19 protein-coding genes are annotated in these 24,764 nt (G+C 32.5%); 12 read left to right on the top strand and 7 right to left on the bottom strand.

Annotation, left to right across the window (positions count from 1 at the left end):
- Positions 1–112: 112 nt before the first annotated feature.
- Together G5V56_RS12050 and glmM are read right to left on the bottom strand one after the other, a co-directional pair.
- The gene (locus G5V56_RS12050) at positions 113–1,159 is read right to left on the bottom strand and encodes a sugar-transfer associated ATP-grasp domain-containing protein (protein ID WP_166965325.1); all 1,047 of its coding nucleotides are present in this window, start codon (positions 1,157–1,159) and stop codon (positions 113–115) included.
- Positions 1,160–1,162: 3 nt separating this feature from the next.
- A complete protein-coding gene (glmM, locus tag G5V56_RS12045; protein WP_166965324.1) occupies positions 1,163–2,548 on the bottom strand; it encodes a phosphoglucosamine mutase in 1,386 nt (461 codons plus the stop codon).
- A gap of 130 nt (positions 2,549–2,678) precedes the next feature.
- Between glmM and G5V56_RS12040 the strand changes: the two genes are divergently transcribed.
- From G5V56_RS12040 to G5V56_RS12030, 3 genes are all read left to right on the top strand, one after another.
- The gene (locus G5V56_RS12040; RefSeq protein ID WP_166965322.1) at positions 2,679–3,284 is read left to right on the top strand and encodes an acyl carrier protein phosphodiesterase; all 606 of its coding nucleotides are present in this window, start codon (positions 2,679–2,681) and stop codon (positions 3,282–3,284) included.
- Entirely contained in the window at positions 3,281–4,972 is a 1,692-nt protein-coding gene (gene ggt, locus G5V56_RS12035) for a gamma-glutamyltransferase (RefSeq protein WP_166965320.1), read from the top strand. The genes G5V56_RS12040 and ggt overlap by 4 nt, the downstream gene beginning before the upstream one ends.
- Positions 4,973–5,059: 87 nt before the next feature.
- The gene (locus G5V56_RS12030; RefSeq protein ID WP_166965318.1) at positions 5,060–5,782 is read left to right on the top strand and encodes a hypothetical protein; all 723 of its coding nucleotides are present in this window, start codon (positions 5,060–5,062) and stop codon (positions 5,780–5,782) included.
- 15 nt (positions 5,783–5,797) lie between these two features.
- On the opposite strand, the gene G5V56_RS12025 is transcribed toward G5V56_RS12030, so the two are convergent.
- A complete protein-coding gene (locus tag G5V56_RS12025; protein ID WP_166965316.1) occupies positions 5,798–6,322 on the bottom strand; it encodes a hypothetical protein in 525 nt (174 codons plus the stop codon).
- 140 nt (positions 6,323–6,462) lie between these two features.
- On the opposite strand from G5V56_RS12025, the gene uvrA reads away from it, so the two are divergent.
- The 8 genes from uvrA (at position 6,463) to G5V56_RS11985 (ending at position 20,026) form a co-directional block, all read left to right on the top strand.
- A complete protein-coding gene (uvrA, locus tag G5V56_RS12020) occupies positions 6,463–9,294 on the top strand; it encodes an excinuclease ABC subunit UvrA (protein WP_166965314.1) in 2,832 nt (943 codons plus the stop codon).
- A 26-nt stretch (positions 9,295–9,320) separates the two neighbouring features.
- Positions 9,321–10,010, top strand: coding sequence for an LOG family protein (locus G5V56_RS12015; protein WP_166965312.1), 690 nt, complete (start codon positions 9,321–9,323; stop codon positions 10,008–10,010).
- Between the two features lie 194 nt (positions 10,011–10,204).
- On the top strand, positions 10,205–12,943 hold the full coding sequence (locus G5V56_RS12010) for a gluzincin family metallopeptidase (protein ID WP_240911310.1): 2,739 nt from the start codon (positions 10,205–10,207) through the stop codon (positions 12,941–12,943).
- A gap of 172 nt (positions 12,944–13,115) precedes the next feature.
- Complete coding sequence (locus G5V56_RS12005; RefSeq protein ID WP_166965308.1) at positions 13,116–15,527, top strand: alpha-ketoacid dehydrogenase subunit alpha/beta; 2,412 nt, start codon at positions 13,116–13,118, stop codon at positions 15,525–15,527.
- A 43-nt stretch (positions 15,528–15,570) separates the two neighbouring features.
- Complete coding sequence (locus G5V56_RS12000; protein ID WP_166965306.1) at positions 15,571–16,047, top strand: hypothetical protein; 477 nt, start codon at positions 15,571–15,573, stop codon at positions 16,045–16,047.
- 69 nt (positions 16,048–16,116) lie between these two features.
- Entirely contained in the window at positions 16,117–18,285 is a 2,169-nt protein-coding gene (locus G5V56_RS11995; protein WP_166965304.1) for an endonuclease MutS2, read from the top strand.
- Positions 18,286–18,291: 6 nt separating this feature from the next.
- The gene (gene clcA, locus G5V56_RS11990) at positions 18,292–19,650 is read left to right on the top strand and encodes a H(+)/Cl(-) exchange transporter ClcA (RefSeq protein WP_166965302.1); all 1,359 of its coding nucleotides are present in this window, start codon (positions 18,292–18,294) and stop codon (positions 19,648–19,650) included.
- Entirely contained in the window at positions 19,610–20,026 is a 417-nt protein-coding gene (locus G5V56_RS11985) for a thiol-disulfide oxidoreductase DCC family protein (protein WP_166965300.1), read from the top strand. Before clcA ends, G5V56_RS11985 begins: the two co-directional genes overlap by 41 nt.
- 141 nt (positions 20,027–20,167) lie before the next feature.
- On the opposite strand, the gene G5V56_RS11980 is transcribed toward G5V56_RS11985, so the two are convergent.
- Genes G5V56_RS11980 through aroC form a run of 3 tightly spaced genes read right to left on the bottom strand, consistent with a single transcriptional unit; the run spans position 20,168 to position 23,514 of the window.
- The gene (locus tag G5V56_RS11980; RefSeq protein ID WP_166965298.1) at positions 20,168–20,998 is read right to left on the bottom strand and encodes a sulfurtransferase; all 831 of its coding nucleotides are present in this window, start codon (positions 20,996–20,998) and stop codon (positions 20,168–20,170) included.
- 4 nt (positions 20,999–21,002) lie between these two features.
- Positions 21,003–22,448, bottom strand: a complete 1,446-nt coding sequence (locus G5V56_RS11975) for a dicarboxylate/amino acid:cation symporter (RefSeq protein WP_166965296.1) — start codon at positions 22,446–22,448, stop codon at positions 21,003–21,005.
- 1 nt (position 22,449) lies between these two features.
- Positions 22,450–23,514, bottom strand: coding sequence for a chorismate synthase (gene aroC / locus G5V56_RS11970; protein WP_166965294.1), 1,065 nt, complete (start codon positions 23,512–23,514; stop codon positions 22,450–22,452).
- Positions 23,515–23,867: 353 nt separating this feature from the next.
- Between aroC and G5V56_RS11965 the strand changes: the two genes are divergently transcribed.
- Positions 23,868–24,344 (top strand): outer membrane beta-barrel protein, encoded by a 477-nt coding sequence (locus G5V56_RS11965; protein ID WP_166965292.1) that lies wholly within the window; start codon positions 23,868–23,870, stop codon positions 24,342–24,344.
- 69 nt (positions 24,345–24,413) lie between these two features.
- On the opposite strand, the gene G5V56_RS11960 is transcribed toward G5V56_RS11965, so the two are convergent.
- A complete protein-coding gene (locus G5V56_RS11960) occupies positions 24,414–24,725 on the bottom strand; it encodes a hypothetical protein (RefSeq protein ID WP_166965290.1) in 312 nt (103 codons plus the stop codon).
- Positions 24,726–24,764: the final 39 nt, after the last annotated feature.

Raw genomic sequence — 24,764 nt, 5'->3', positions numbered from 1 at the left:
TCAACTAACAGATATGTTTTTACACGAGGTTGAAAAACAAATTCGTGAGGCTCCTGAGTATTATTTTTGGACTCATAAGCGTTAGAAACACAAGAAGAAGTAATAAATTAATTTATTGCAATTCCTCAAGTAATTTATTAAATGTAGGATTTCTTTTTAAACCGTGTTCCATTCTATCTGATAAAAATAAATGAAAATCATGGTTTGCCTCTACTATTGTAGGTCCTTCCGGAGTTATAGCAACATCCCAACCCAATAATGGGAATTTAAATAGAGAAGAAGCTTTAACAACTATTTCTTTAACTTGATCATAACAAGGTATTTGAAAATTATCAAAAATAATTCCAGTATCAGGATGCTTGTAAAAAACACCTCCCCCATTATAGATTAGTTGTAAGCCTTCATGGCGCATCTTACCTGTTTCCTTATTAAATGAGACTACAATACCTCCGGCATGTGCATTATCTACAATTGATCCTTTTCTTCCTAGTCTAATAAATCCAGATAATATTTTTACCTTATTTTCTTTGTTTTTATAAGCAACAATCCTTAAAGTATTTATACTAGAATTGTTTATCTTTTTTAAAGTTTGATGTTGTAAGATTAATTCTTGAAATATAAATGCTTTGGAAAACACTAAGTTAATTAGATTATCTGGTGTTTCTCGAAATGTATTTTTATCTAAAACGAAAATGTTTTTACCCATTGAACCATCTAAAGGTTTGCAGAAAACATGTTCAATTTTTATTTCATAAAAAACTTTTTCTAAAAAAGAAAAAAAATCATTTTTTGTCTCTATTTGAAAAAAATCATTTTTATAAATAAACTTGTTTTTTGAATTATGAAAAATGATTTGAGGTGTAGATATATTATTTTTGACTATTAAATCATGAAACAGTAGTTTATTTTCTACCAATACAATTTGTTCTTTGGCGTGTGAATAAGACCATGCTAATAATTTTTCGTTCTCTTTTAAGCTTATATAATCCTTATAATTCGAGATGTTTTTTCGATAAAGCAAACTTGTGATGTAATTTACAGGTAATGTTTTTTGAGAAACATAAAGGCTAGTAAATTCTTTAACTATTTTATACCATTTTTTTTTGTGTTTATCTTTCAAAAAAGATAATAGTATTTCCTTACTTCTTTTAGATATCATAATCTAAAGCTTGACTTTTTTTATCTCTTCTATAAATGTATCAGCCAACGTATCGGCTTCTTGTTGCGATTTTGCTTCGGTGTAAATTCTAATAATGGGTTCAGTATTACTTTTACGCAAATGCACCCAACTTTCAGGAAAATCAATTTTCACGCCATCAATGGTGATCAATTGCTCGTTTTGGTAACGTTTCTCTATTTCCTTTAAAATACCATCTACATCCAAACCAGCTGTCAATTCTATCTTCTTTTTACTCATAAAATAGTTCGGATAGGTTTTTCTAAGCTCACTAACTTTCATTTGCTTATCAGCCAATAAACTTAAAAATAATGCGACACCAACAAGAGCATCTCTACCGTAATGTGACTCCGGATAAATAATACCTCCGTTACCTTCACCTCCAATAACCACCTTGTTTTTCTTCATCAACTTTACCACATTTACTTCGCCGACGGCACTCGCTTCATAGGTTCCGCCATGTTTTTCAGTAACATCTTTCAGTGCTCTAGTTGAACTCATATTGCTTACGGTATTTCCTGGTGTTCTGCTCAATACATAATCAGCACATGCCACCAAAGTATATTCTTCGCCAAACATCTCGCCATTTTCGTCCATAAAAGCTAATCTATCAACATCGGGGTCTACTACAATTCCAAAATCAGCTTTATGTTTTTTAACCGCTTCCGATAAATCTGTTAAATGCTCTTTTAAAGGCTCTGGATTATGTGGAAACTGCCCATTAGGTTCACAGTATAATTTAATAACATCGACTCCTAAGCGTTCTAAAAGCAATGGAATAGCAATACCGCCAGTAGAATTCACACCATCTACTACTACTCTAAAACGTGCATGTTCAATAGCTTTAACGTTTACTAATTGTAAATCTAGCACTTCAATAATATGTAAATCGATGTAAGCTTGATTTTTAGTAATTTTTCCTAAACTATCAACATCTGCGAAACTCATTGAATCGCTTTCAGCTATTTCTAAAATTTTGGCCCCTTCTTCACCATCCAAAAATTCACCTTTATGATTTAAAAGTTTTAGAGCATTCCATTGCTTTGGATTATGACTCGCTGTTAGTATAATACCACCGTCTGCATGCTCCATAGGTACAGCCAACTCAACAGTAGGTGTTGTAGATAAACCTAAATCAACAACATGAATCCCCATTCCGATTAAGGTATTCATAACTAAATTCTGAATCATTTTACCAGAAATTCTCGCATCTCTACCAACAACCACTTTATAATCTTCTTTGTCACGTTGTTGCATAATCCAAGTTCCGTAAGCCGACGCAAATTTAACAGCATCAATGGGTGTTAGGTTGTCTCCTACTTGACCTCCAATAGTTCCTCTAATTCCTGAAATTGATTTTATTAATGTCATTATTTTTGAATTTTTAACAAACCTACATATTTTTTTTCAGCATGCATTTTAATAAACTTTAAAAAATGTTTAATGGAATATTTTTAAAGCTAAAATACATATCTTCCTTTTGAATTTGTAAATTACGCCAATGAATTACTTAGCACACATTTATCTATCTGGTGAAAGTGACCTTGTAACTATTGGGAATTTTATAGCCGATGGTATTAAAGGAAAAGATTATAAAAAATACCCAAAGGAGATTCAAATAGGTATTTTATTGCATAGAAATATTGATACTTTTACAGATGCTCATCAAACAGTTAGAAAAAGCACCAAAAGATTACACGAAAAATACAGTCATTATTCTGGGATAATCGTTGATATGCTTTATGATCATTTTTTGGCTAAAAACTGGAGTAACTATTCTCCTATTCCTTTAGAAACATATGTTGACGCTTTTTATGATTCTCTTGAAGACCATTATGACCTACTACCTTTACGAATTCAAAAAATGATGCCGTACATGATGGCTGATAATTGGTTGGTAAGTTATGCCTCAATTGATGGCATTTCCAGAGCTTTAGAAGGTATGAACAGACGTACCAAAAATAGATCAAGTATGAATGAAGCGGTGAATGAACTGGAAGAATTTTATAAAGATTTTGAAAATGAATTCACTCTTTTTTTTGAAGAACTCATCGTTTTTTCAAAACAAAAATTAAAAGAAATAGAACTTAAAAACAATACACAATGAAAAAGATTTTTTATATCCTATTACTAGCTTTTATATGCTTTTCTTGTAAAAAGAATACTGAAACAATAAGCAAAAGAGGTCTTGTTTCCAATAAGGCAATGGTGGTTTCTGCGCGTGTTGAAGCCTCACAAATTGGGGCTGATATTTTAAAAAAAGGTGGTAATGCCTTTGATGCTATGGTTGGAACAGGATTGGCTTTAGCGGTGTCCTATCCGTTTGCTGGAAATCTTGGTGGAGGCGGCTTTATGGTATACAGACAATCTAACGGCACTGTTGGTGGTTTGGATTACCGAGAAAAAGCACCACTAGCAGCTACAAAAAATATGTATTTAGACGAATCTGGTGAAGTAATTCCTAAAAAGAGCACTCTTGGGTCCTTAGCCATTGGTGTACCCGGAAGTATTGCCGGACTGTTTGATGTTCATGAAAAATTTGGAAACTTACCTATAAAAGATATTTTAGAACCTGTAATTGCTCTTGCTAAAAAAGGCGTAGTTGTAACTAAAAATCAAGCTAAAAGGTTGAATCATTATCAAGATCAATTTCGTTTAGTAAATAATGACTCATTATTATTTTATAAAGTCTGGAAAGAAAATGACACGATAAAATATCCTGCATTAGCCAACACTTTAGAACGTATACTAAAAAATGGCCGAGATGAATTTTATAAAGGAGAAACAGCTAAAATACTGGTTAAATTTATACATGAGCACGGAGGTATTATTACTGAAGACGATTTAGCAAAATACCAAGCAAAATGGAGAAAGCCGATTACATTTAGTTATGATGACTTAAAAGTAATCTCCATGTCTCCCCCTTCTAGTGGTGGTATTTGTTTAGCACAAATTATGAAAATGATAGAGCCTTATAATCTAAGTGAATACGGACATAATTCTTTAAAAGCTATTCAAGTGATTACAGAAGCTGAGCGACGTGCTTATGCCGATAGAAGTTATTACTTGGGAGATCCGGACTTTGTATCAATTCCAACGGACCAGCTTATCAGTGATGCCTATTTAAAATCAAGGATGTCTGATTTTTCTTTTGATAAAGCTACGCCTTCTTCAAGTGTATCTCATGGTAATATTGAAGTTGTTGAAAGTAACGAAACGACCCATTATTCCATAATCGATCAGTTGGGTAATGCCATTTCCGTTACTACAACATTAAATGGCGCTTATGGTTCAAAATTATACTGTTCTGAACTCGGCTTTTTCTTAAATAATGAAATGGATGATTTTAGCAGTAAACCAGGAGTACCAAACATGTTTGGATTAATAGGTGCTGAAGCCAATAGCATTGCTCCAGAGAAAAGAATGTTAAGCTCTATGACACCAACAATTGTTGAAAAAAATGGAGATTTATTCATGTCAGTCGGAACACCTGGAGGGTCAACGATTATAACCTCAGTTTTGCAAACTATCTTGAATGTTCATGAATTCAATATGACAATGCAAGAGGCAGTTGATGCGCCTAGATTTCATCATCAATGGTTGCCAGATGTTATTCAAATGGAACCACATTCTTTTGATAAAAATTTAATTAAAGAACTTGAAAACCGAGGATACTCTGTGAATGAAAAAGACTCACCTGTTATTGGTAAAGTAGATGGAATCCTTGTTTTAAACGATAAACGGCTTGAAGGTGGTGCAGATCATCGAGGGGATGATGCGGCTGTCGGTTTTTAATCTATTTGCGCAATTGAATCAATTCTATTTAATATTTTAGCCCTGATAAACAACGCATTATTATTATAATTGCTAGTGAAGCAGGTTATGAAAACAAAAAAAACATTTAAAATAATTTCTGGATTGATTGTGTTTTTAACACTCCCTAGCATTTTATTTTTTGTGTTTGTTTTTATTAAATATAATGAGGATTTGCCCATTGGAGAACAAGGGGCCAAAGCTGATGCCTTAGCTTACAAAATGCTAGATGCCTTAAATTATAAAGCTTATGACAGCACCAATTATTTAGAATGGACATTTAAGAAGTCACATCACTATAAATGGAAAAAATCTAAAAACACCTGTTCTGTTTACTGGGAAGATTATAAAGTTGATTTGGACTTCAATAATACAGATTTAAATAAAGCGTCAGTTCATGGATTTATGGTTAAAGGGGATATGGGAGAAGAGCTTATTGATAAGGCAATTTCCTATTTTAATAATGATTCCTTTTGGTTAGTAGCTCCTTATAAAGTGTTTGATACTGGTACAGAACGCAGGCATGTAACCTTAAAAAATGGTAACTCAGGATTATTGGTTACCTACACATCCGGAGGCTCAACACCTGGAGATTCCTACCTTTGGCTATTTGATGACAATGGAAAACCAACAAGTTTTAAAATGTGGGTATCTATCATACCAATAAAAGGCTTAGAGGCATCATGGTCAAACTGGACAACTACAAAAAGTGGTGCTATCCTACCAACATTTCATAATATTTTCTTTTTAGGAATTGATATTACAAATATTATAGGCACCAAACAAATTTGATTAGAAACCGTTTAATCAACTCGATTTCTGCCCAACAAAGTTTTGGGTTTTCAATTTAAACAAAACATTAAACGTTGTTAAACTTCCGTAAGAACGCGTAATATATTGTTGCAAATCAATTTTTTCCTGTTCTTCAAGATTACTGGAGTTAATTTTTTGCTCCATAACACGCAATCGATCTCTAACCATCGTTATTTTATGAAAAAAAGTATCAATTGGAATTTCACTAGACTTTAAGTTCGTATCTCCTGGCTCTAAAACAAGCTTTCCTCCTTTCCATTTATCGGCTATTGGAACAACTTCAGAAACATCACTCCATTTTCTTAATATCTCTTTTAGACTACTTTCTACATCAAAAAAACTAACCGTATCAACATCATCGTCAGCCGCTTCAATGATTTCAAATTCACTATCTAAATCAATGGTTTCTAGTCCGTTTTCAATAAATGTAACCCAATAATGTTGTGATGTTACGTTGGTTACAACACCCTTTCCATAGTCTGGATGATTAATTCTTGAACCTATTCCTAATAATTTCATTGTCGTTATTTTAAAATTGTATTCTGAGTAAATGTAATCAGATAACGAAAATAATCATTCGTTGTATTAATTGCTAATCATCAATAAAACTTCACAAGAATTTAACAACTAAAATTGTACCTTTGCACTTTTGCCAATTTATGAGCCAATTTGATGATTTTATTGAAGTAAAAGGAGCCAGAGTACATAATCTTAAGAATATTGATGTATCCATTCCTCGCGAAAAACTTGTTGTAATTACAGGTTTATCCGGAAGCGGAAAATCTTCTCTTGCTTTTGATACGATTTATGCAGAAGGACAACGTCGCTATATAGAAACATTTTCAGCGTATGCACGCCAGTTTCTAGGTAGTTTAGAGCGTCCTGATGTCGATAAAATTGACGGACTTTCCCCTGTTATTGCTATTGAGCAGAAAACAACCAGTAAATCACCACGTTCAACCGTTGGAACCATTACAGAAATTTATGATTTTCTACGTTTGTTATTTGCTCGTGCCAGTGATGCCTACAGTTACAACACTGGAGACAAAATGGTAAGTTATAGTGATGAGCAAATTAAAGAACTTATTATAAGCGATTTTAAAGGCAAACGCATCAATATCCTCGCGCCCGTTGTGCGTTCTCGTAAAGGTCATTATCGTGAATTGTTTGAGCAAATTGCCAAACAAGGCTTTGTAAAAGTTAGAACCGATGGTGAGATTCAGGATCTTGTAAAAGGGATGAAATTAGATCGGTACAAAACTCACGATATAGAAATTGTAATTGACCGCTTAAAAATTGATGACAGTACAGATAAAGATAAGCGTCTTACCGAAACGATAAACACCGCTATGTATCATGGAGAAGATGTGCTTATGGTGATTGACCAAGACACCAAGGAAACACGTTATTTTAGTAGAAATTTGATGTGTCCGTCTTCAGGGATTTCATATCCAAATCCAGAACCTAATAATTTCTCATTCAATTCTCCTAAAGGTGCTTGTCCAAATTGTAACGGCATAGGAACACTCTATCAGGTTAACGAAAAGAAAATCATTCCAGATGATACATTGTCTATAAAAAATGGTGCATTAGCACCACATGGACCCGAAAAAAGTAGTTGGATATTTAAGCAGTTTGAAATCATTGCACAACGTTACAATTTTAAATTAACCGATGCATATAAAGATATTCCTGAAGAAGCAAAACAAATGATTTTGTACGGTGGTAATGAAAAGTTTTCTGTAGAAAGTAAAACCTTAGGGGTTACCCGCGATTATAAAATAGATTTTGAAGGCGTTGCTAATTTTATTGAAAATCAATATAAAAATGCAGAATCAACTTCCTTAAAACGTTGGGCTAAAGACTATATGGATAAAGTTGAATGTCCAGAATGTCAAGGAAGTCGATTGAGAAAAGAATCTCTATACTTCAAAATAAACAATAAAAATATAGCAGAACTTGCTAATACCGATATTTTAGAACTAGCCGATTGGTTTAATGACTTACCTAATCATCTATCAGAAAAACAATTTAAAATAGCGGAAGAAGTTATTAAAGAAATCAAATCTAGATTACAATTTTTATTGGATGTTGGATTAAATTATTTGTCATTAAACAGAAGTTCAAAATCATTATCTGGCGGTGAAGCACAGCGTATTCGCTTAGCAACACAAATTGGTTCTCAATTAGTTGGTGTATTATATATTTTAGATGAACCTAGTATCGGCCTGCACCAACGCGATAATGAAAAACTGATCAATTCGTTGTTAGCATTAAGAGATATTGGCAACTCTGTTATTGTTGTTGAGCATGATAAAGATATGATTGAACGTGCCGATTATGTTATCGATATTGGTCCGAAAGCTGGAAAACATGGTGGTGAAATTATTAGTATTGGTACACCAAAAGAACTTTTAACCCATCATACACTAACAGCCGATTATTTAAACGGTTCGAAGCATATTGAAATTCCTAAAAAGCGTCGGAAAGGCAATGGGAAATTTTTAGAACTAAAAGGATGTACAGGTAATAATTTAAAAAATGTCTCAGTTAAGTTTCCTTTAGGAAAAATGATTGGAGTCACTGGGGTTTCAGGTAGTGGAAAATCGACATTAATTAACGAAACACTCTACCCTATTTTAAATGCGCATTATTTTAACGGTGTAAAAAAACCAATGCCTTATAAAAGCATTAAAGGCTTAGAGCATATTGACAAAGTTATAGATATTAACCAATCGCCTATTGGACGAACACCAAGAAGTAACCCCGTAACCTATACGGGAACATTTAGTGAAATTAGGGCATTGTTTGCTAAAATTCCTGAAGCAATGATTCGTGGGTACAAAGCAGGTAGGTTTAGTTTTAATGTTAAAGGTGGTCGTTGCGAAACCTGCCAAGGAGGTGGATTACGCGTTATTGAAATGAATTTTCTTCCAGATGTATATGTAGAATGTGAAACCTGCCAGGGAAAACGCTTCAACCGAGAAACTTTGGAAATTCGCTATAAAGGAAAATCGATTAGCGATGTGTTAAACATGACCATTAATGAAGCGGTTGATTTTTTTGAACATATTCCTAAAATATACAACAAACTTAAAACCATTAAAGACGTTGGTTTAGGATATATTACTCTTGGACAACAAAGTACTACCCTTTCGGGTGGAGAAGCCCAACGTATCAAACTGGCAACAGAATTGAGTAAGCGAGATACAGGCAATACCTTTTATATTTTAGATGAACCTACAACCGGCCTACATTTTGAAGATATTCGCGTATTAATGTTGGTTCTTAACAAACTGGCGAATAAAGGTAATACCGTTTTAATTATTGAACACAATTTAGATGTGATTAAAACCGTTGATCATATTATTGATATTGGTTACGAAGGCGGAAAAGGTGGCGGCAAAATTATTGTTGAGGGCACACCAGAAGATATTATTAAACATAAAAAAAGCTATACAGCACAATTCCTAAAAAAAGAATTAAATTAGCGGGTTTTTAAATTTTAATTTGATATATGATACACGAACAGCATCCAAAAGGATGGAACGAAGTAAAAACTAATGATTCATGGGCCATATTTAAAATTATGGGCGAATTTGTTAGTGGTTTTGAAAAAATGAGTAAAATTGGTCCATGTGTTTCAATTTTTGGGTCCGCTAGAACAAAACCTCAAGACAAATATTATCAGCTAACTGAAAAAATAGCTAAAAAAATTGTAGAATCTGGCTATGGTGTGATTACTGGTGGTGGTCCAGGTATTATGGAAGCGGGTAATAAAGGAGCCCACTTAGGTGGAGGAACATCGGTAGGTTTAAATATTGAATTACCTTTCGAACAACATGATAACCCTTATATAGATTCTGATAAAAGTTTGGATTTCGATTATTTCTTTGTTAGAAAAGTGATGTTTGTAAAATATTCTCAAGGTTTTGTTGTTATGCCTGGAGGCTTTGGAACACTTGATGAATTATTTGAAGCCATCACGTTAATACAAACACATAAAATTGAAAAATTCCCTATTATTTTAGTGGGAACTGATTTTTGGGAAGGATTATTTGATTGGATTAAATCAACATTATTAGCAAAATTTGGAAATATTAGCGATAAAGATTTAGATCTTATACATATAGTTGATACTGAAGATGACGTTATTAAAATATTAGATGCCTTTTATAAGGAGTCAGATTTTAGTCCTAATTTCTAAAATACAAGAACATCAAAATTCAAATTACAAGTAAGTATTAATTTTATTATATTACCGAGCCTATCTATAAATTTTTAACCTTTTAATGTTTGTCGAATAAGTTGAAATTGCGTTTTTTAAGCTTCATACTGGTATGCCTTTTTAGTCATGTCATGTCTGGTCAAAACAATATTGATCTTCGAGCTGTTTTTAACATGAGTAAAAAGCAAATAGCTATTTCTCAAACTATTCAATACAAAAACACAACAAAAGACACCCTTAAAACAATTTATTTAAATAATTGGTCAAATAGCTACTCAACAAAAAAAACACCGTTAGCACAGCGTTTAGCAGAAGAATACAAAAACGATTTTCACCTTGCAAAAAATGAAGATCGGGGATTTTCTGTCATAACATCCATAAAACAAGATCATCAAGATTTGGTTTTCACAACACTTCCTGGCCAACCAGATGTTGTTAAAGTATATCTAGAAAATCCATTAAAACCCGATGAATCTTATAAAATTAACCTGTCTTACATTGTTCAAATACCTAATGATAAATTCACAAGTTATGGCATAACACCTTCAGGAGATATTAACTTAAGATATTGGTATATTACACCTGCCGTTTATAATGGAGAATGGCAGTACTATAGTAATAAAGATTTAGACGATTTATTTATTCCGGCTGCAAATATTGATATTGAAATTATATGTCCAAAAAACTATACTATTACTTCAGAATTAAATACAAGTGAGGTGATAAAAAACTCTAATAATCAAATAATTAGACTAACAGGAAAAAACAGAATTAATACTAGATTGTTTTTAAGTAAACACTCAAATTTTAATACTGTTGAAGGCGATAATTTTGCCATAGTTTCCGATATAGAAGATCCTAATTTGGATGTTATTGACAAGGTTTTAATTGATGAAAAAGTAACAAGTTTTCTGATTGAAAATCTTGGAAGCTACCCACATGAAAAACTACTTTTAAGTAACATTGATTATAAAAAAGAACCTATTTATGGATTAAATTTTCTACCAAAATTTATTCATCCTTATCCCGAAAGTTTTCAATATGAACTGAAATTAGTAAAAATTGCTTTATACAATTATTTAGAAAACACATTACTCATTAATCCACGAAAAGATCAGTGGTTATTGGATGGTTTGCAAATTTATTTTCTCATGAAATATGTTGAAATAAACTATCCAGATATGAAATTCTTAGGGTCTTTAGCAAACTTTTGGGGTGTTAAAGCTTTTCATGCGGCCGATTTAAATTTTAATGATAAATATAATTTAGCCTATATGGCTATGGCAAGAACTAATAGAGACCAGCCTCTAAGCATGGCAAAAGACTCTTTATTAAAATTCAACAAAAGCATCGCTAACAAATATAAGGCTGGTGTAGGACTTAAATATCTCGATGATTTTATTAATTCGCATATCATGGAGAACTCTATAAAGTCTTTTTTAACTGAAAATAAATTAAAAGAAACCTCCTCTAAAGATTTTGAAACCTATTTGAAACAAAAAACCAATAAGGATATTGATTGGTTTTTTACGGATTTTATTAACACACGAAAAAAAATAGATTTTAAAATTAAGGATGTTATTAAAACTGAGGACTCTGTAACTCTTACTATCAAAAATAAAGTGGACAACACCATGCCCATATCATTATACACGTTACATAATGATAGTATTGTTTCAAAAACATGGATAGAAAACATATCCAAAAGTAAAACCATTACCATACCTAGAAACGATGCCGATAAATTGGTTTTGAATTATGAAAACATAATACCCGAAATTAATTTAAGAGATAACTGGAAATCGTTAAAAGGGTGGTTTTTCAACAATAAACCTTTACAATTCAGACTGTTTAAAGACATTGAAGACCCTAACTACAATCAGGTCTTTTTTATGCCAATAGTAGAGTTTAATAATATTTATGATGGTTTAACATTAGGCATTAAAACATATAACAAAACACTTTTAAGAAAACATTTTAATTACAAACTAGAACCCAAGTATTCTTTTAAATCTAATTCGTTAACAGGTGCTGCTAATATTTATATGATTCATGATTTTAATAACAGTGATTTATACAGTTTAAATTATGGTATACGTTCCAGTTATGACTCCTATGCACCTAATTTATTTGTTCGACAAATAACGCCCTATCTGTCATTTTTCTTTAGGGAAGACAGCGATTTTAGATCTAACAAAAGAAAAGCTATATATCTTAGGTATTTAGATATTAACAGAGATAAGGATATTTACAATGTTTTAAATACTGATGAACCAAATTATAGCATATTCAATGCTCGTTTTGTTAATTCAAACGACAATTTAATTCATTACGATAGTTATTACTTGGATCTTCAAATAGCAAGAAAATTTAGTAAACTGTCATTTGATTACGAATATAGAAGATTGTTTGAAAACAACCGACAGTTAAATCTCCGCTTTTTTGCTGGTGCTTTTTTAGAAAACTCTAACAACATAGGTTCTGACTATTTTAGTTTTGCGTTAGATAGACCAACAGATTATTTATTTGATTATGCGTATTTAGGACGTTCAGAATCTTCTGGGATATTTAGTCAACAATATATTGATGCCGAAGGTGGTTTTAAATCAAAACTAAATCCTCCATTTGCAAATCAATGGATTTCAACGTTAAACGTAAGTACTACACTCTGGAAATACGTGTTAGCCTACTCAGATGTGGGCTTTGTAAAAAACAAATTTAATGATCCAACATTTGTTTATGATTCAGGGATACGAGTGAATCTAGTAACAGATTATTTTGAAGTTTATTTCCCCTTATATTCCAATTTAGGCTGGGAAATTGGCCAACCAAATTATGATCAAAAAATACGATTTAAGTTTACTCTAGACCCCAAATCATTATTAGGATTATTTAGAAGGCGGTGGTATTAACTACGTTAATTTTTTGAAAAAATATTTAATTTTTTAATGTTTCATTGAATTAATATCAACGAATTGGAACTTTTAAATTATATTACTAAGAATCTATCAATTATCCTGTTTAATTATTATTGTGAAACCCACAAAGTTTGATTAAATTTGTCAAAATAGCCAGTATACATTTATGCAAACAATTCCAGATTTAAAAAATGACATGTCTTTTGAAGACTTTAAGACAGAAGTTTTAAATGATTATAAAATAGCCGTTACAAGTAGAGAATGTAGTTTACTTGGCAGACGTGAAGTTTTAACAGGAAAAGCTAAGTTTGGAATTTTTGGTGATGGTAAAGAAGTACCACAATTAGCAATGGCTAAAGCCTTTTTTAAGGGTGACTTTCGTTCAGGGTATTATCGTGATCAAACATTTATGATGGCACTTGGAGAGCTCACTGTTGAACAATTTTTTGCCGGATTATATGCTAATACTGATTTAGCTTTAGAACCTATGTCTGCTGGACGACAAATGGGAGGTCACTTTACAACACATAGTTTAGATGAGCTAGGTAACTGGAAAGATTTAACGACACAATATAACTCCAGTGCAGACATCTCTCCTACTGCTGGACAAATGCCTAGACTATTGGGATTGGCGCAAGCTTCAAAAATATACAGACAAGTTGATGGCATTGAAAATTCAAATTTCTCAATTAATGGTAATGAGGTTGCTTGGGGAACTATAGGAAATGCCAGCACGAGTGAAGGCTTGTTTTTTGAAACCATTAACGCTGCAGGCGTACTGCAAGTTCCTATGGTTATTAGTGTTTGGGATGATGAATATGGTATTTCAGTTCATGCTAAACATCAAACAACAAAACAAAATATCTCAGAAATATTAAGCGGTTTTCAACGCACTAATGAAGACAAAGGTTATGAAATATTGCGTGTTAAAGGTTGGGATTATGCCAATCTTGTAGAAACGTATCAAGAAGCTGCGGCTATTGCCCGCGAAGAGCACGTTCCTGTATTAATTCATGTTTTAGAATTAACACAACCTCAAGGGCATTCTACATCAGGATCTCATGAGCGCTATAAAACTAAAACTCGTTTAAATTGGGAATCTAAACATGACTGTAATGCTAAAATGCGTTCTTGGATGATTGAAAGCGGTATTGCAACTAATGAGGCTTTAATAGAAATTGAACGATCTATTAAACGGGAGGTTAGAGACGGTAAAAAAAGAGCTTGGGACACGTTTTTAACTCCAATAGTAAAAAGGCGTCAAGAATTAGCAAGTCTTTTGTCAAACTTAGCTGCAACTAGCACAAACGCTGATTATATTATAAAGTTAAAAAATTATGTGCTGGCCATAGAAGAGCCTTCTATGAAAGATGTATTATCGACAGCTAGAAGGGTTTTACATCATAGTATTAGCAATTCGTCTATTGAAAAACAAAACTTGGCCAATTGGATAAACGAATGTTTCAAAGAAACACAGCCAAAATTCAGTTCACATTTATATTCCGAAACTGATAAATCTGCATTATACGTTGAGCCAGTAAATCCAACTTATGATGTTGATGCTCAATCAGTAGATGGAAGAATTATAATTCGCGACAATTTTGACTTCATATTCAATAAATATCCTGAAACTTTAATTTTTGGAGAAGATACTGGTTATATAGGGGATGTTAATCAAGGACTAGAAGGCCTGCAAGAAAAATATGGAGAATTAAGAATTGCGGATAGTGGTATTCGAGAAGCAACCATTGTTGGTCAAGGTATTGGCATGGCTATGCGAGGATTAAGACCTATTGCCGAAATTCAATATTTAGACTATTTAATGTATGCTTTACAAATAATAAGTGATGATTTAGCTACCTTACATTACCGAACAAGAGGTCGTCAAAAAGCACCGCTTATTATAAGAACTCGAGGACACAGATTAGAAGGTATTTGGCATTCTGGTTCACAACTAGGTGGCATTTTAAACTTAGTGCGAGGTATTCATGTGTTAGTTCCAAGAAACATGACCAAAGCGGCTGGTTTTTATAATACCTTGTTACAAGGCGATGAACCTGCTTTAATTGTTGAATGCTTAAATGGATATAGGCTAAAAGAAAAACTACCTAACAATATTGGTGAATTTAAAACACCTATTGGGGTTGTTGAAACTATTAAACAAGGAACCGATATTACACTGGTTTCTTATGGTTCTACTCTTAGAATTGTTGAACAAGCTGCAAAGGAATTACAATTAGTTGATATTGATGTAGAAATTATTGATGTACAATCCTTATTACCGTTTGATATTAATCATGATATTGTAAAAAGTTTGGCTAAAACCAATCGAGTTATGATTATTGATGAAGATGTTCCTGGTGGCGCATCGGCTTATATACTAAATGAAATTTTAAATACTCAAAATGGCTATCAATATTTAGATAGTAAACCGAAAACCTTAACTGCTAAAGCACATAGGCCTGCTTATGGAACGGATGGTGATTATTTTTCAAAACCTTCTATTGAAGATGTTTTTGAGGCCGTTTATGAGGTTATGCACGAATTAAACCCTACTAATTTTCCCAAATTAAGATAAAAATTATGGTTTAATAACCATTTTAATCAAAAAAATATAGTTATTGAAAGCGGTATCTGTTATTACCATAAAAAAAGAATTACAACATCGTTCTTCAGAAGAATTAACGCAACTGTGCTTACGTTTATCAAAATTCAAAAAAGAAAATAAAGAACTACTTACCTATTTACTCTTTGAATCGGATAACGAAACAGGCTATATTGAAACCGTGAAAGCTTACGTGGATGAACAATTTGAACTGATTAACACCAACAGTTATTTCTACATCAAAAAAAGTGTTCGGAAAATATTGAAAAATATTAAAAAATATGTCCGTTACTCACTTAAAAAAGAAACGGAAGTTGAATTGCTTCTTTATTTTTGTCAGAAATTAAAAAATTTCAGCCCTTCAATACGTCATAACGTAACACTTACCAATATTTATCAAAGACAGCTTCTTGCTATTAAAAAAATTGTTTCAACGCTTCATGAAGATTTACAATATGATTATAACGTGCTTCTTGAAGAATTAACCAAATAATTAACTTTTCTTACTTATCAAACTTAATATGTAACTTTGCAATCTTAAGTTTACGATAGCGATCCAAGAATGATAAATATTCATAAAAAAACATTACAAGATTTAGAATTTCCAACCGTTTTGCAACAGGTTAGCGAACATTGTATTACACCCTTGGGAAATCAGAAAGCACTCGAAATTACCCCTTTTAAAACAAAAGAAGAGCTTATTATTGCATTACAGTTAACGAATGAATACCTATCATCATTTCATAATAACAATAGAATTCCAAATCACGGATTTGATGCCATAACCAAAGAACTCCAACTATTACATATTGAAAACACCTATTTAGAAGTTCATAGTTTAAAAAAACTTGTATCTCTTTCTTTAACAACCAATGAAATAATTACATTTCTTGAAAAATTTAAGGAATATTATCCTGTTTTAAATGACTTTGCATCGCACATCCCCATTACAAAAGCCATTATAGAAAATGTAGATGCTGTTGTTGATAGATTTGGTGACATTAAAGATAATGCGTCTTCGTTATTATATGATTTAAGACAATCCATTAATAAAATAAAAAGCAAAATAAACCAGAGTTTTGCAACGGCTTTAAATGCGTATCATCAGCTAGACTACTTAGATGATATTAGAGAATCTGTAGTTGACAATAAACGCGTATTAGCCGTAAAAGCCATGTATCGCCGTAAAATTAAAGGCTCTATTATGGGTGGAAGTAAAACGGGCAGTATTGTTTATATTGAGCCCGAAACAACTACACAATTTACGCGAGAACTCAATAATTTAGAATACGAAGAGAAGGAAGAAGTGATTAGAATCTTAAAAGAACTCACCAATTTTATTCGTCCGTTTTCACCATGGTTGTCAGATTCTCAAACCTTTTTAATCAATCTTGATGTTATTGCAGCTAAAGCAAAATATGCTAAATCAATGGAAGCTATTCTTCCTGAAATTTCAGAAGATAAAAGTTTATTTTTAAGAGATGCTTATCATCCGCTACTCTATCTTAATAATTTAAAAAATAAGAAAACAACATTTCCTCAAACTATAGATTTTAGTCAGGAAAAACGTGTTATTGTTATTTCGGGGCCTAATGCTGGTGGAAAAAGTATCACACTTAAAACCATTGGTTTACTACAAGTTATGTTACAAAGTGGTATGCTAATTCCTGTTCACGAACGCAGTAAAGTATGCCTATTTGATAGAGTGTTGAGTGATATAGGCGATAATCAGTCTATTGAAAATCACCTGAGTACATACAGCTACAGGCTTAAGCAAATGAATTACTTTCTTAAGAAATGTAATAAGAATAGTTTGTTTTTAATTGATGAATTTGGAACAGGAAGTGATCCTGAACTTGGTGGCGCTTTAGCTGAAACGTTTTTAGAAGAATTCTATCATAGAGGAGCCTATGGTATTATTACAACCCACTACTCCAATTTAAAAATGCTGGCTAATGAACTGCCTTTTATGGTGAATGCTAATATGCTGTTTGATGAAAAAACACTAGAGCCTTTATTTAAATTGGTTGTTGGACAAGCAGGAAGTAGTTTTACGTTTGAAGTAGCACAAAAAAATGGCATTCCTTACGGATTAATAAATAGAGCTAAAAAGAAGATAGAGCGCAGTAAAGTACGCTTTGATGCAACGATTGCCAAACTTCAAAAAGAACGCTCTAAGCTTGAGAAAACTGGTGAATCATTACGACAAAATGAAAAGAAAAAAATTGAGGAAGCTGATAAGCTAGAGGAAATCAACAGCAAAATTCAAAAGAAGCTAGAAAGCTATCAAGAGTTGTATGATAGCAATCAGCGCTTAATTTATTTGGGTCAAAAACTAAATGATGTAGCCGAAAGGTACTTTGAAAATAAGCAGAAAAAAGAATTAATGGGTGAACTTTTTAAAATCGTTCAAATAGAAAACTCTAAACGTAAAAAAGTATCTGCTAAGCAGAAACAAGTCATTAAAGCTAAAGAAGAAAAAGTAAAACAAGACGCTGAAAAAGTTGTAAATGTTATAAGAAAGAAGAAAAAGGCTGCCAAAGAGAAAAAGATTGAAACACCAAAACCTAAACCTACTTTAAAAGTTGGTGATCGTGTTCGTATGGAAGATGGTCGTGCTATTGGTAGCATTGATAAAATTGAAAAAAATAAAGCCGTTGTTAATTATGGCATGTTTACTACTAATGTAAGCTTAGAACAATTAGAATTAGTAGAAACTGTTAAAAAATAGTGGATAATGAAGTTTAGAGCATCTTACAAAAAATATCAACGATTTAAAGATGAGAACACCAAACACTTTATCCTGTTATTTTATGCGCTTTTAATTGGAATTATTGCTGGTCTTCTGGGTGGTTTTTTTAGAATTACCCTTAGTTATGTAGAAAACTTTAGAAACACCTTATTTGAAAATGCTGGCAATTCAATATTTTTTAGTTGGTTATGGCCAATTATGTTTGCTATTATTGGAATAGCTATATCCTTATTTTTAGTTAGAAAATTTGCGCCAGAAGCATCAGGAAGTGGTGTTCAAGAAATAGAGGGTGCTTTAGATGATATCCGGCCTATGCGTTGGAAAAGAGTGTTGCCTGTAAAATTTATTGCTTCATTATTTTCTTTGGGAAGCGGTTTGCTTTTAGGACGAGAAGGTCCAACTATTCAATTAGGTGCCAATATTGGTAAAATGGTTAAGGATGTTTTAGGTCAATCTTCAAAAATTGAAAATAACCCATTAATATCTGCTGGTGCTGCTTCAGGGTTATCCAGTGCTTTTAATGCTCCTTTTGCTGGAATTATTTTTGTGATTGAAGAAATGCATGGCCATTTTAAATTTAATTTTTATTCTGTAGCAGCTATCATGATTGGTGCTGGAACTGCTGATTTTATTGTTAGACTCTTAATTGGATCTAAACCTATTATAAATATGATGGTGTTTCCAAGCCCTAACATATATGGATTATGGCTATTTATAGTTATTGGATTATTATGCAGTATAATCGGTTACATATATAATAAATTACTCATTCAATCATTAGATTTATTTAAATTTACTAACAACATTCCAATCATTTACTCAGCAATTTTTATAGGATTAATTATTGCGCTTATTGGTATTTTTCACTCCGATATGATAGGTGGAGGATACGATACCATTACTAAAGTACTTGATAATTCTTTTTCGTTATCATTTTTAGTACTCTTATTTGTAATAAGACTTCTGCTCTCTTTTTTTAGTTACAGTTTTGGTTTACCTGGAGGTATTTTTTTACCCATGCTAACACTCGGTATTATTTTAGGGATGTTATTCGGAATTACTATGCAACCCTATTTTCCCAATTTAATTTCACATCCAGGTGTTTTTGCTGTTGCAGGAATGGCTGGTATTTTTTCCGCAACTGTTAGAGCTCCTCTTACAGGCTTAGTACTTGCCATAGAAATGACTTCAAATTACGAATTAATATTACCTTTAATAATTACAACAGTTACAGCATCTGTATTTACAACAATACTAGGAAATAAACCAATTTATGCAACCTTATTAAAACGTACTTTAGATAATGATAAATCTTCCTCAAAACAAAAAACTAATCTTATTTGACGGGGTTTGTAATCTCTGCAACAGCTCAGTACAATATGTTATAAAGCATGACAAAAACAATATTTTTATGCTTGCTGCTTTACAAAGTGAGGTTGGACAACAACTAATCAAAGAGTACAAAATAGACACAAAAAAAACAGATTCTATTTTGTTATACACTACGAAAGAAGGTATTAGTTATAAATCTACTGCCGCCTTAAAAATCGCCTATTATTTAGGTTTTCCAAATAGTATACTGAGTGTTTTTTTAATTGTGCCTGCTTTTATTCGCAATTGGGTATATGATTATATTGCTAAAAACAGATACAAATGGTATGGTAAAAAAGAATCTTGCATGATTCCCACACCAGAACTAAAAAGTAAATTTTTAGAATAGGTTTTTCACTTAATCACACAAAGTCAATAGATTCTCGATACAAAATATTTTGTGTCTCAATATTTATTCGAACTAAAAACATAACTGTAAACATTCTTGTCACTTCGAGTGAATTGGTATCTAGAAACTTTAAAATAGACCTTATTCAGGTACTAAACTACCCCACTCTGTCCAAGAACCATCATAAACTGAAATATTTTTGTAGCCAGACATTTCAGCTCCTAAAGCCAGTACACAAGCAGTAATCCCTGAGCCACAAGAAAAAATAATAAGGGCTTCTTTTTGAACCATTTTTCGAAATTTAGCTTCAATAACGTCTCTAGGTTTTAGTACATTGCCTTCTAATAAATCTTCATACGGCAAATTAACAGAATTAGGAATGGTTCCACTTCGCAATCCTTCTCGTGGTTCTGGCACCAAACTTTTAAATCTTGCTTCAGAACGCGCATCCATGATTGTATGTGATTTCGATAAAGACGCCTGTTTAACATCGTCAAAAAATTTCATGAATTTTGACTGGTAATGTGCTTCAAAATTACCTTTACTAAATTGAACTTCTTTTTTTGCTTCCTTTTTATAACCTGATTGAATCCATTCGGGTAATCCGCCATTTAAAACGGCCACATTGTTGTGTCCCATTGCTTTAAACAACCACCATGCTCTTGCACTTGAATAAATACCTTTATCATCATAAACCACAATAGCACTGTCTTTATTAATTCCTAGGGCTTGTGCTTCTTTGGTAAATTGTTCTTCAGACGGAAACGTGCTTGGAAACTGCGCAGAGGGATCACTAAACGCATTTTTTAAATCAAAAAAACATGTATTTGGTATTTGTATTTCAGATTTAGAATTGTCATTACCCACAACCTTTTTAATACTGGCATCTAAAATAATTATATTTTCAGCATTTAAATTGGAATGAAGCCATTCCACAGATACAACAGGTTCAGAAATAACTAATCTTCCCATATAATCAAGAATCTAAATCAAAAGTTTCTGTTGGATCTTTATCGTCATGATAATCCAACATATTTTCGCCATCAGCGATAATAGAACATACCGTAGCATCACCTGTTACATTAACCACCGTTCTGAACATATCCAAAACTCTATCAACCGGAAAGATAATAGCAATCCAAGCTGGATTTAACCCTACGGAATCCAATACAATAATAAGCATTACTAAACCCGCACTAGGTACTGCCGCAGAACCAATAGACGCCAACGTAGTCGTGAGGACAATGGTTAATTGCTGTCCAAGTGTTAAATCAATCATATGCAATTGTGCTAAAAATATAACAGCAACCGCTTGGTATAAACTAGTTCCGTCCATGTTAACGGTCGCACCGATGGGCAAGACGAAGCTGCTTACTTTTTTATCAACTCCTAAGTTCTGCTCTACACATTCCATAGTAACTGGTAATGTAGCTGCACTACTGGATGTTGAAAAGGCCAAGGTTTGTGCTGGACTCATAGCTTTAAAAAAACCTGTATATGGAATTTTCTTCACAAAAAGTTTTAAAATAATTGGGTAGGCAACAAAAATCATGAATAAAAGGCCTATAAGAACAGTTAGGGAGTACCAACTTAATCCCTTAAATATTTCAACTACTTTACCAATATCATCTCCAGCCATTTTACTCACTACACCAGCTAATAAGGCGAAAACAAAAAACGGAGCTGCTTGCATAACCAAATCAACCATTTTAAGAAAGACCTCATTTATGCCATCTACTAAGTTTAAAACGGGTTGTGATTTATCATTAGGAATAAATAATAAACAAACGCCAAAAAAGATGGCAAAAAAGATGATTTGCAACATTAAGCCATTATTGGAAAGTGAATAAAAAAAGTTGTCTGGCACAATATCAACTAAGGGTTGAAGAGGTGTGGTTTCTTTGCGTTTATTAGCTTTTTCTAACTTATCTGAAACTGAAGCTTCTTTTAATTCTGCATGAGATAGTTTTGAAATTTCCTGTGCGCGTTCAAAAAAAGCTGGATCTTGTAGATAATTAATCCCATCCTTTATTTGATAGCCTTGGGAACTGGCCCAAATTTCATAACTGATTCTATTATCAATTCTACTTTGTTTATCAATTAATTTACCCGGTTTAATTGTATTCACTAATAACAGCCCTAGAGAAATGGCCATAACAGTAGTTATAAGATAAACAAGCAATGTCTTTCCTCCCATTCTACCCAAGCTTGCTGGATCACCAATATTAGCAACGCCACTTATAATGGAAAACAAGACTAACGGAACTGCGATAAGTTTTAAAAGATTAATAAAAATAGTACCAAATGGATCTATCCAATTAATGGTAAAGGCACTCCATCCTAATGAGCTAGATAATAATGCCCATATGATACCTAATATCATTCCGATAAGAATTTTCCAATGCAGTGCTAGCTTTTTCATATTATAACTTAGTTAGTTTATTTAAAAGGTGATAATCCGCCAAAACCAATGCAGCCATAGCTTCAACAATGGGCACAGCTCTAGGAACAACACAAGGGTCGTGACGTCCTTTACCTTGCATTTCTACTGTATTTCCTTCTTTATCTATCGTTTCATATTTTTGAATAAGGGTTGCGACAGGCTTAAATGCCACATTAAAATAAATGTCCATTCCATTACTTATGCCTCCTTGAATACCACCTGAATAATTGGTTTTTGTGGTACCATCACTATTAAACGAGTCGTTATGATCGCTACCATACATGGTACTACCATGGAATCCGCTACCATACTCAAATCCTTTTACCGCATTTATTGATAGCATAGCTTTACCTAATTCAGCGTGCAATTTATCGAAAACAGGTTCTCCTAATCCGACTGGCACATTTTTTATAACACAACTAACAATACCTCCAACTGTATTGCCTTTAGCGCGTACCTCTTTTATATATGATTCCATACTCGCAGCCATATCTACATCTGGACAACGAACGATATTAGATTCCGTTTTAGTAAGATCTAATTCGGTATACGGTTTGTCCAGTTTCATCGTGCCAACGGCAGACACGTAAGCCCTAATTTCTATGCCTTTAAGCATTTGTTTTGCTATGCCCCCAGCTACAACACGACAAGCAGTTTCTCTGGCAGAACTACGTCCGCCACCGCGATAGTCTCTAAATCCATATTTCTTGTCATAAACATAATCTGCATGACTAGGTCTGTAACTATCCTTTATATGTGTATAATCATGAGATTTTTGGTTGGTATTTTCTATAACAAAACCAATAGTAGTTCCTGTTGTTTTACCTTCAAAAATACCTGAATGAAATTTAACCGTATCAGGCTCCTTTCGTTGTGTAACAATAGCTGATTGGCCTGGTTTTCTTCTGTTTAGTTCGTTTTGTATGGCATCTAAATCTAATTCAATTCCTGACGGACAACCATCAATAACACCTCCTAATGCAGGACCGTGAGACTCACCATACGTCGTTAGCGTAAATAATTTTCCAAAGGAATTTCCAGCCATAAATAAATATTTTTACGCTAAAGTAAATCTATTATTAGAGAAACAAAAATTGAAATACTGTATTTAATCAAAAAAGTAATAGTGATATAGCGAATTAAATTATGATTTTTATTTTTTTAATTATAAACTGACATGGAAATTTAAAGTTCACAAAACACTATTGTTTTTATTAACACTTGTAAATGAGACCTTAACAGATCTATTTAATATGACACGCGAGATAAATTATTTTTAATTAAATAAAAATAAAAGTTTGGCGTTATTTTTGAAATAATACTTTGAATTAAAAAAATGGGCTTTTTAATCATTTAGCTCGTATATATGTACAATTTAGAAACAAAAACTTTTAACTTATGAAAAAATTATTTTTAGTTGCCATTGCTTTTATTAGCTTTACTGCAGTATCAAATGCTCAAGAAATATCCAATAACGCTCTTGGTTTGCGATTAGGAGATAGTGATGGTTTAGGTGCCGAAATTTCATATCAACGGGCGCTTTCTGAAAGCAACCGTTTAGAATTGGATTTAGGATGGAGAAATGGAAACAACTATGATGCTTTTAAACTTACAGGATTATATCAATGGGTATTTCCTTTAGATGGTGATTTTAATTGGTATGCTGGTGCCGGGGGTGGTATAGCTTCTTTTGATGGTAAAAACCAATTAAATGATAGTCAAACATCTTTTTTTATTGCTGGTGACATAGGTATTGAATATAGCTTTGATATTCCATTACAATTGTCGTTAGATTTTAGACCAGAAATAGGTAATAATGATTTTACAGATAACACTGTTTTTGACATTGCCTTAGGAATTAGATATCAATTTTAATAAAGATTTTATAACAAAAAAAGCGCCTAATAGGCGCTTTTTTTTATGCATATTATTTATATACTATTACTATAAAAGCAACAAAATCAATAAAATGATAATAATGGCTCCTGTAGATATATATATTCCGCGACCAGATGATTTTAGGGTCTTTTTTATTTCTCTAACTTCTTTTCTAAGTTCTTTTCGTTCTGATGATTTTAAATCAGATTTATCCATATCCTTAATCTCTTCTAATCGATTAAGCATTGTTTTTACTTCAGCAGGAATTTCTGTAACTGGTTTTTCAGCTGTTACTGGAACTTTTTCTGATGCCATAACTGTACTGGGGAATACACTTAATAATATCACTATTACTAAATAAAACACTGTTTTTTTCATATTGTTTTTATTTAAGTTATTGTTTAGTTATTACTAAAT

It is taken from the genome of Yeosuana marina (assembly GCF_011762485.1).
Lineage (GTDB): Bacteria > Bacteroidota > Bacteroidia > Flavobacteriales > Flavobacteriaceae > Yeosuana > Yeosuana marina.
This window is presented reverse-complemented; position numbering and strand designations above follow the sequence as displayed.

What these genes read in the sequence shown, in the direction of transcription:
- glmM (WP_166965324.1), bottom strand. Translation starts at nt 2,548, where the DNA reads ATGACATTAATAAAATCAATTTCAGGAATTAGAGGAACTATTGGAGGT.
- G5V56_RS12050 (WP_166965325.1), bottom strand. Translation starts at nt 1,159, where the DNA reads ATGATATCTAAAAGAAGTAAGGAAATACTATTATCTTTTTTGAAAGAT.
- G5V56_RS11965 (WP_166965292.1), top strand. Translation starts at nt 23,868, where the DNA reads ATGAAAAAATTATTTTTAGTTGCCATTGCTTTTATTAGCTTTACTGCA.
- G5V56_RS12040 (WP_166965322.1), top strand. Translation starts at nt 2,679, where the DNA reads ATGAATTACTTAGCACACATTTATCTATCTGGTGAAAGTGACCTTGTA.
- G5V56_RS12025 (WP_166965316.1), bottom strand. Translation starts at nt 6,322, where the DNA reads ATGAAATTATTAGGAATAGGTTCAAGAATTAATCATCCAGACTATGGA.
- ggt (WP_166965320.1), top strand. Translation starts at nt 3,281, where the DNA reads ATGAAAAAGATTTTTTATATCCTATTACTAGCTTTTATATGCTTTTCT.
- G5V56_RS11980 (WP_166965298.1), bottom strand. Translation starts at nt 20,998, where the DNA reads ATGGGAAGATTAGTTATTTCTGAACCTGTTGTATCTGTGGAATGGCTT.
- clcA (WP_166965302.1), top strand. Translation starts at nt 18,292, where the DNA reads ATGAAGTTTAGAGCATCTTACAAAAAATATCAACGATTTAAAGATGAG.
- G5V56_RS11985 (WP_166965300.1), top strand. Translation starts at nt 19,610, where the DNA reads ATGATAAATCTTCCTCAAAACAAAAAACTAATCTTATTTGACGGGGTT.
- G5V56_RS11975 (WP_166965296.1), bottom strand. Translation starts at nt 22,448, where the DNA reads ATGAAAAAGCTAGCACTGCATTGGAAAATTCTTATCGGAATGATATTA.
- G5V56_RS11995 (WP_166965304.1), top strand. Translation starts at nt 16,117, where the DNA reads ATGATAAATATTCATAAAAAAACATTACAAGATTTAGAATTTCCAACC.
- aroC (WP_166965294.1), bottom strand. Translation starts at nt 23,514, where the DNA reads ATGGCTGGAAATTCCTTTGGAAAATTATTTACGCTAACGACGTATGGT.
- G5V56_RS12015 (WP_166965312.1), top strand. Translation starts at nt 9,321, where the DNA reads ATGATACACGAACAGCATCCAAAAGGATGGAACGAAGTAAAAACTAAT.
- G5V56_RS12010 (WP_240911310.1), top strand. Translation starts at nt 10,205, where the DNA reads ATGAGTAAAAAGCAAATAGCTATTTCTCAAACTATTCAATACAAAAAC.
- G5V56_RS12030 (WP_166965318.1), top strand. Translation starts at nt 5,060, where the DNA reads ATGAAAACAAAAAAAACATTTAAAATAATTTCTGGATTGATTGTGTTT.
- uvrA (WP_166965314.1), top strand. Translation starts at nt 6,463, where the DNA reads ATGAGCCAATTTGATGATTTTATTGAAGTAAAAGGAGCCAGAGTACAT.
- G5V56_RS11960 (WP_166965290.1), bottom strand. Translation starts at nt 24,725, where the DNA reads ATGAAAAAAACAGTGTTTTATTTAGTAATAGTGATATTATTAAGTGTA.
- G5V56_RS12005 (WP_166965308.1), top strand. Translation starts at nt 13,116, where the DNA reads ATGCAAACAATTCCAGATTTAAAAAATGACATGTCTTTTGAAGACTTT.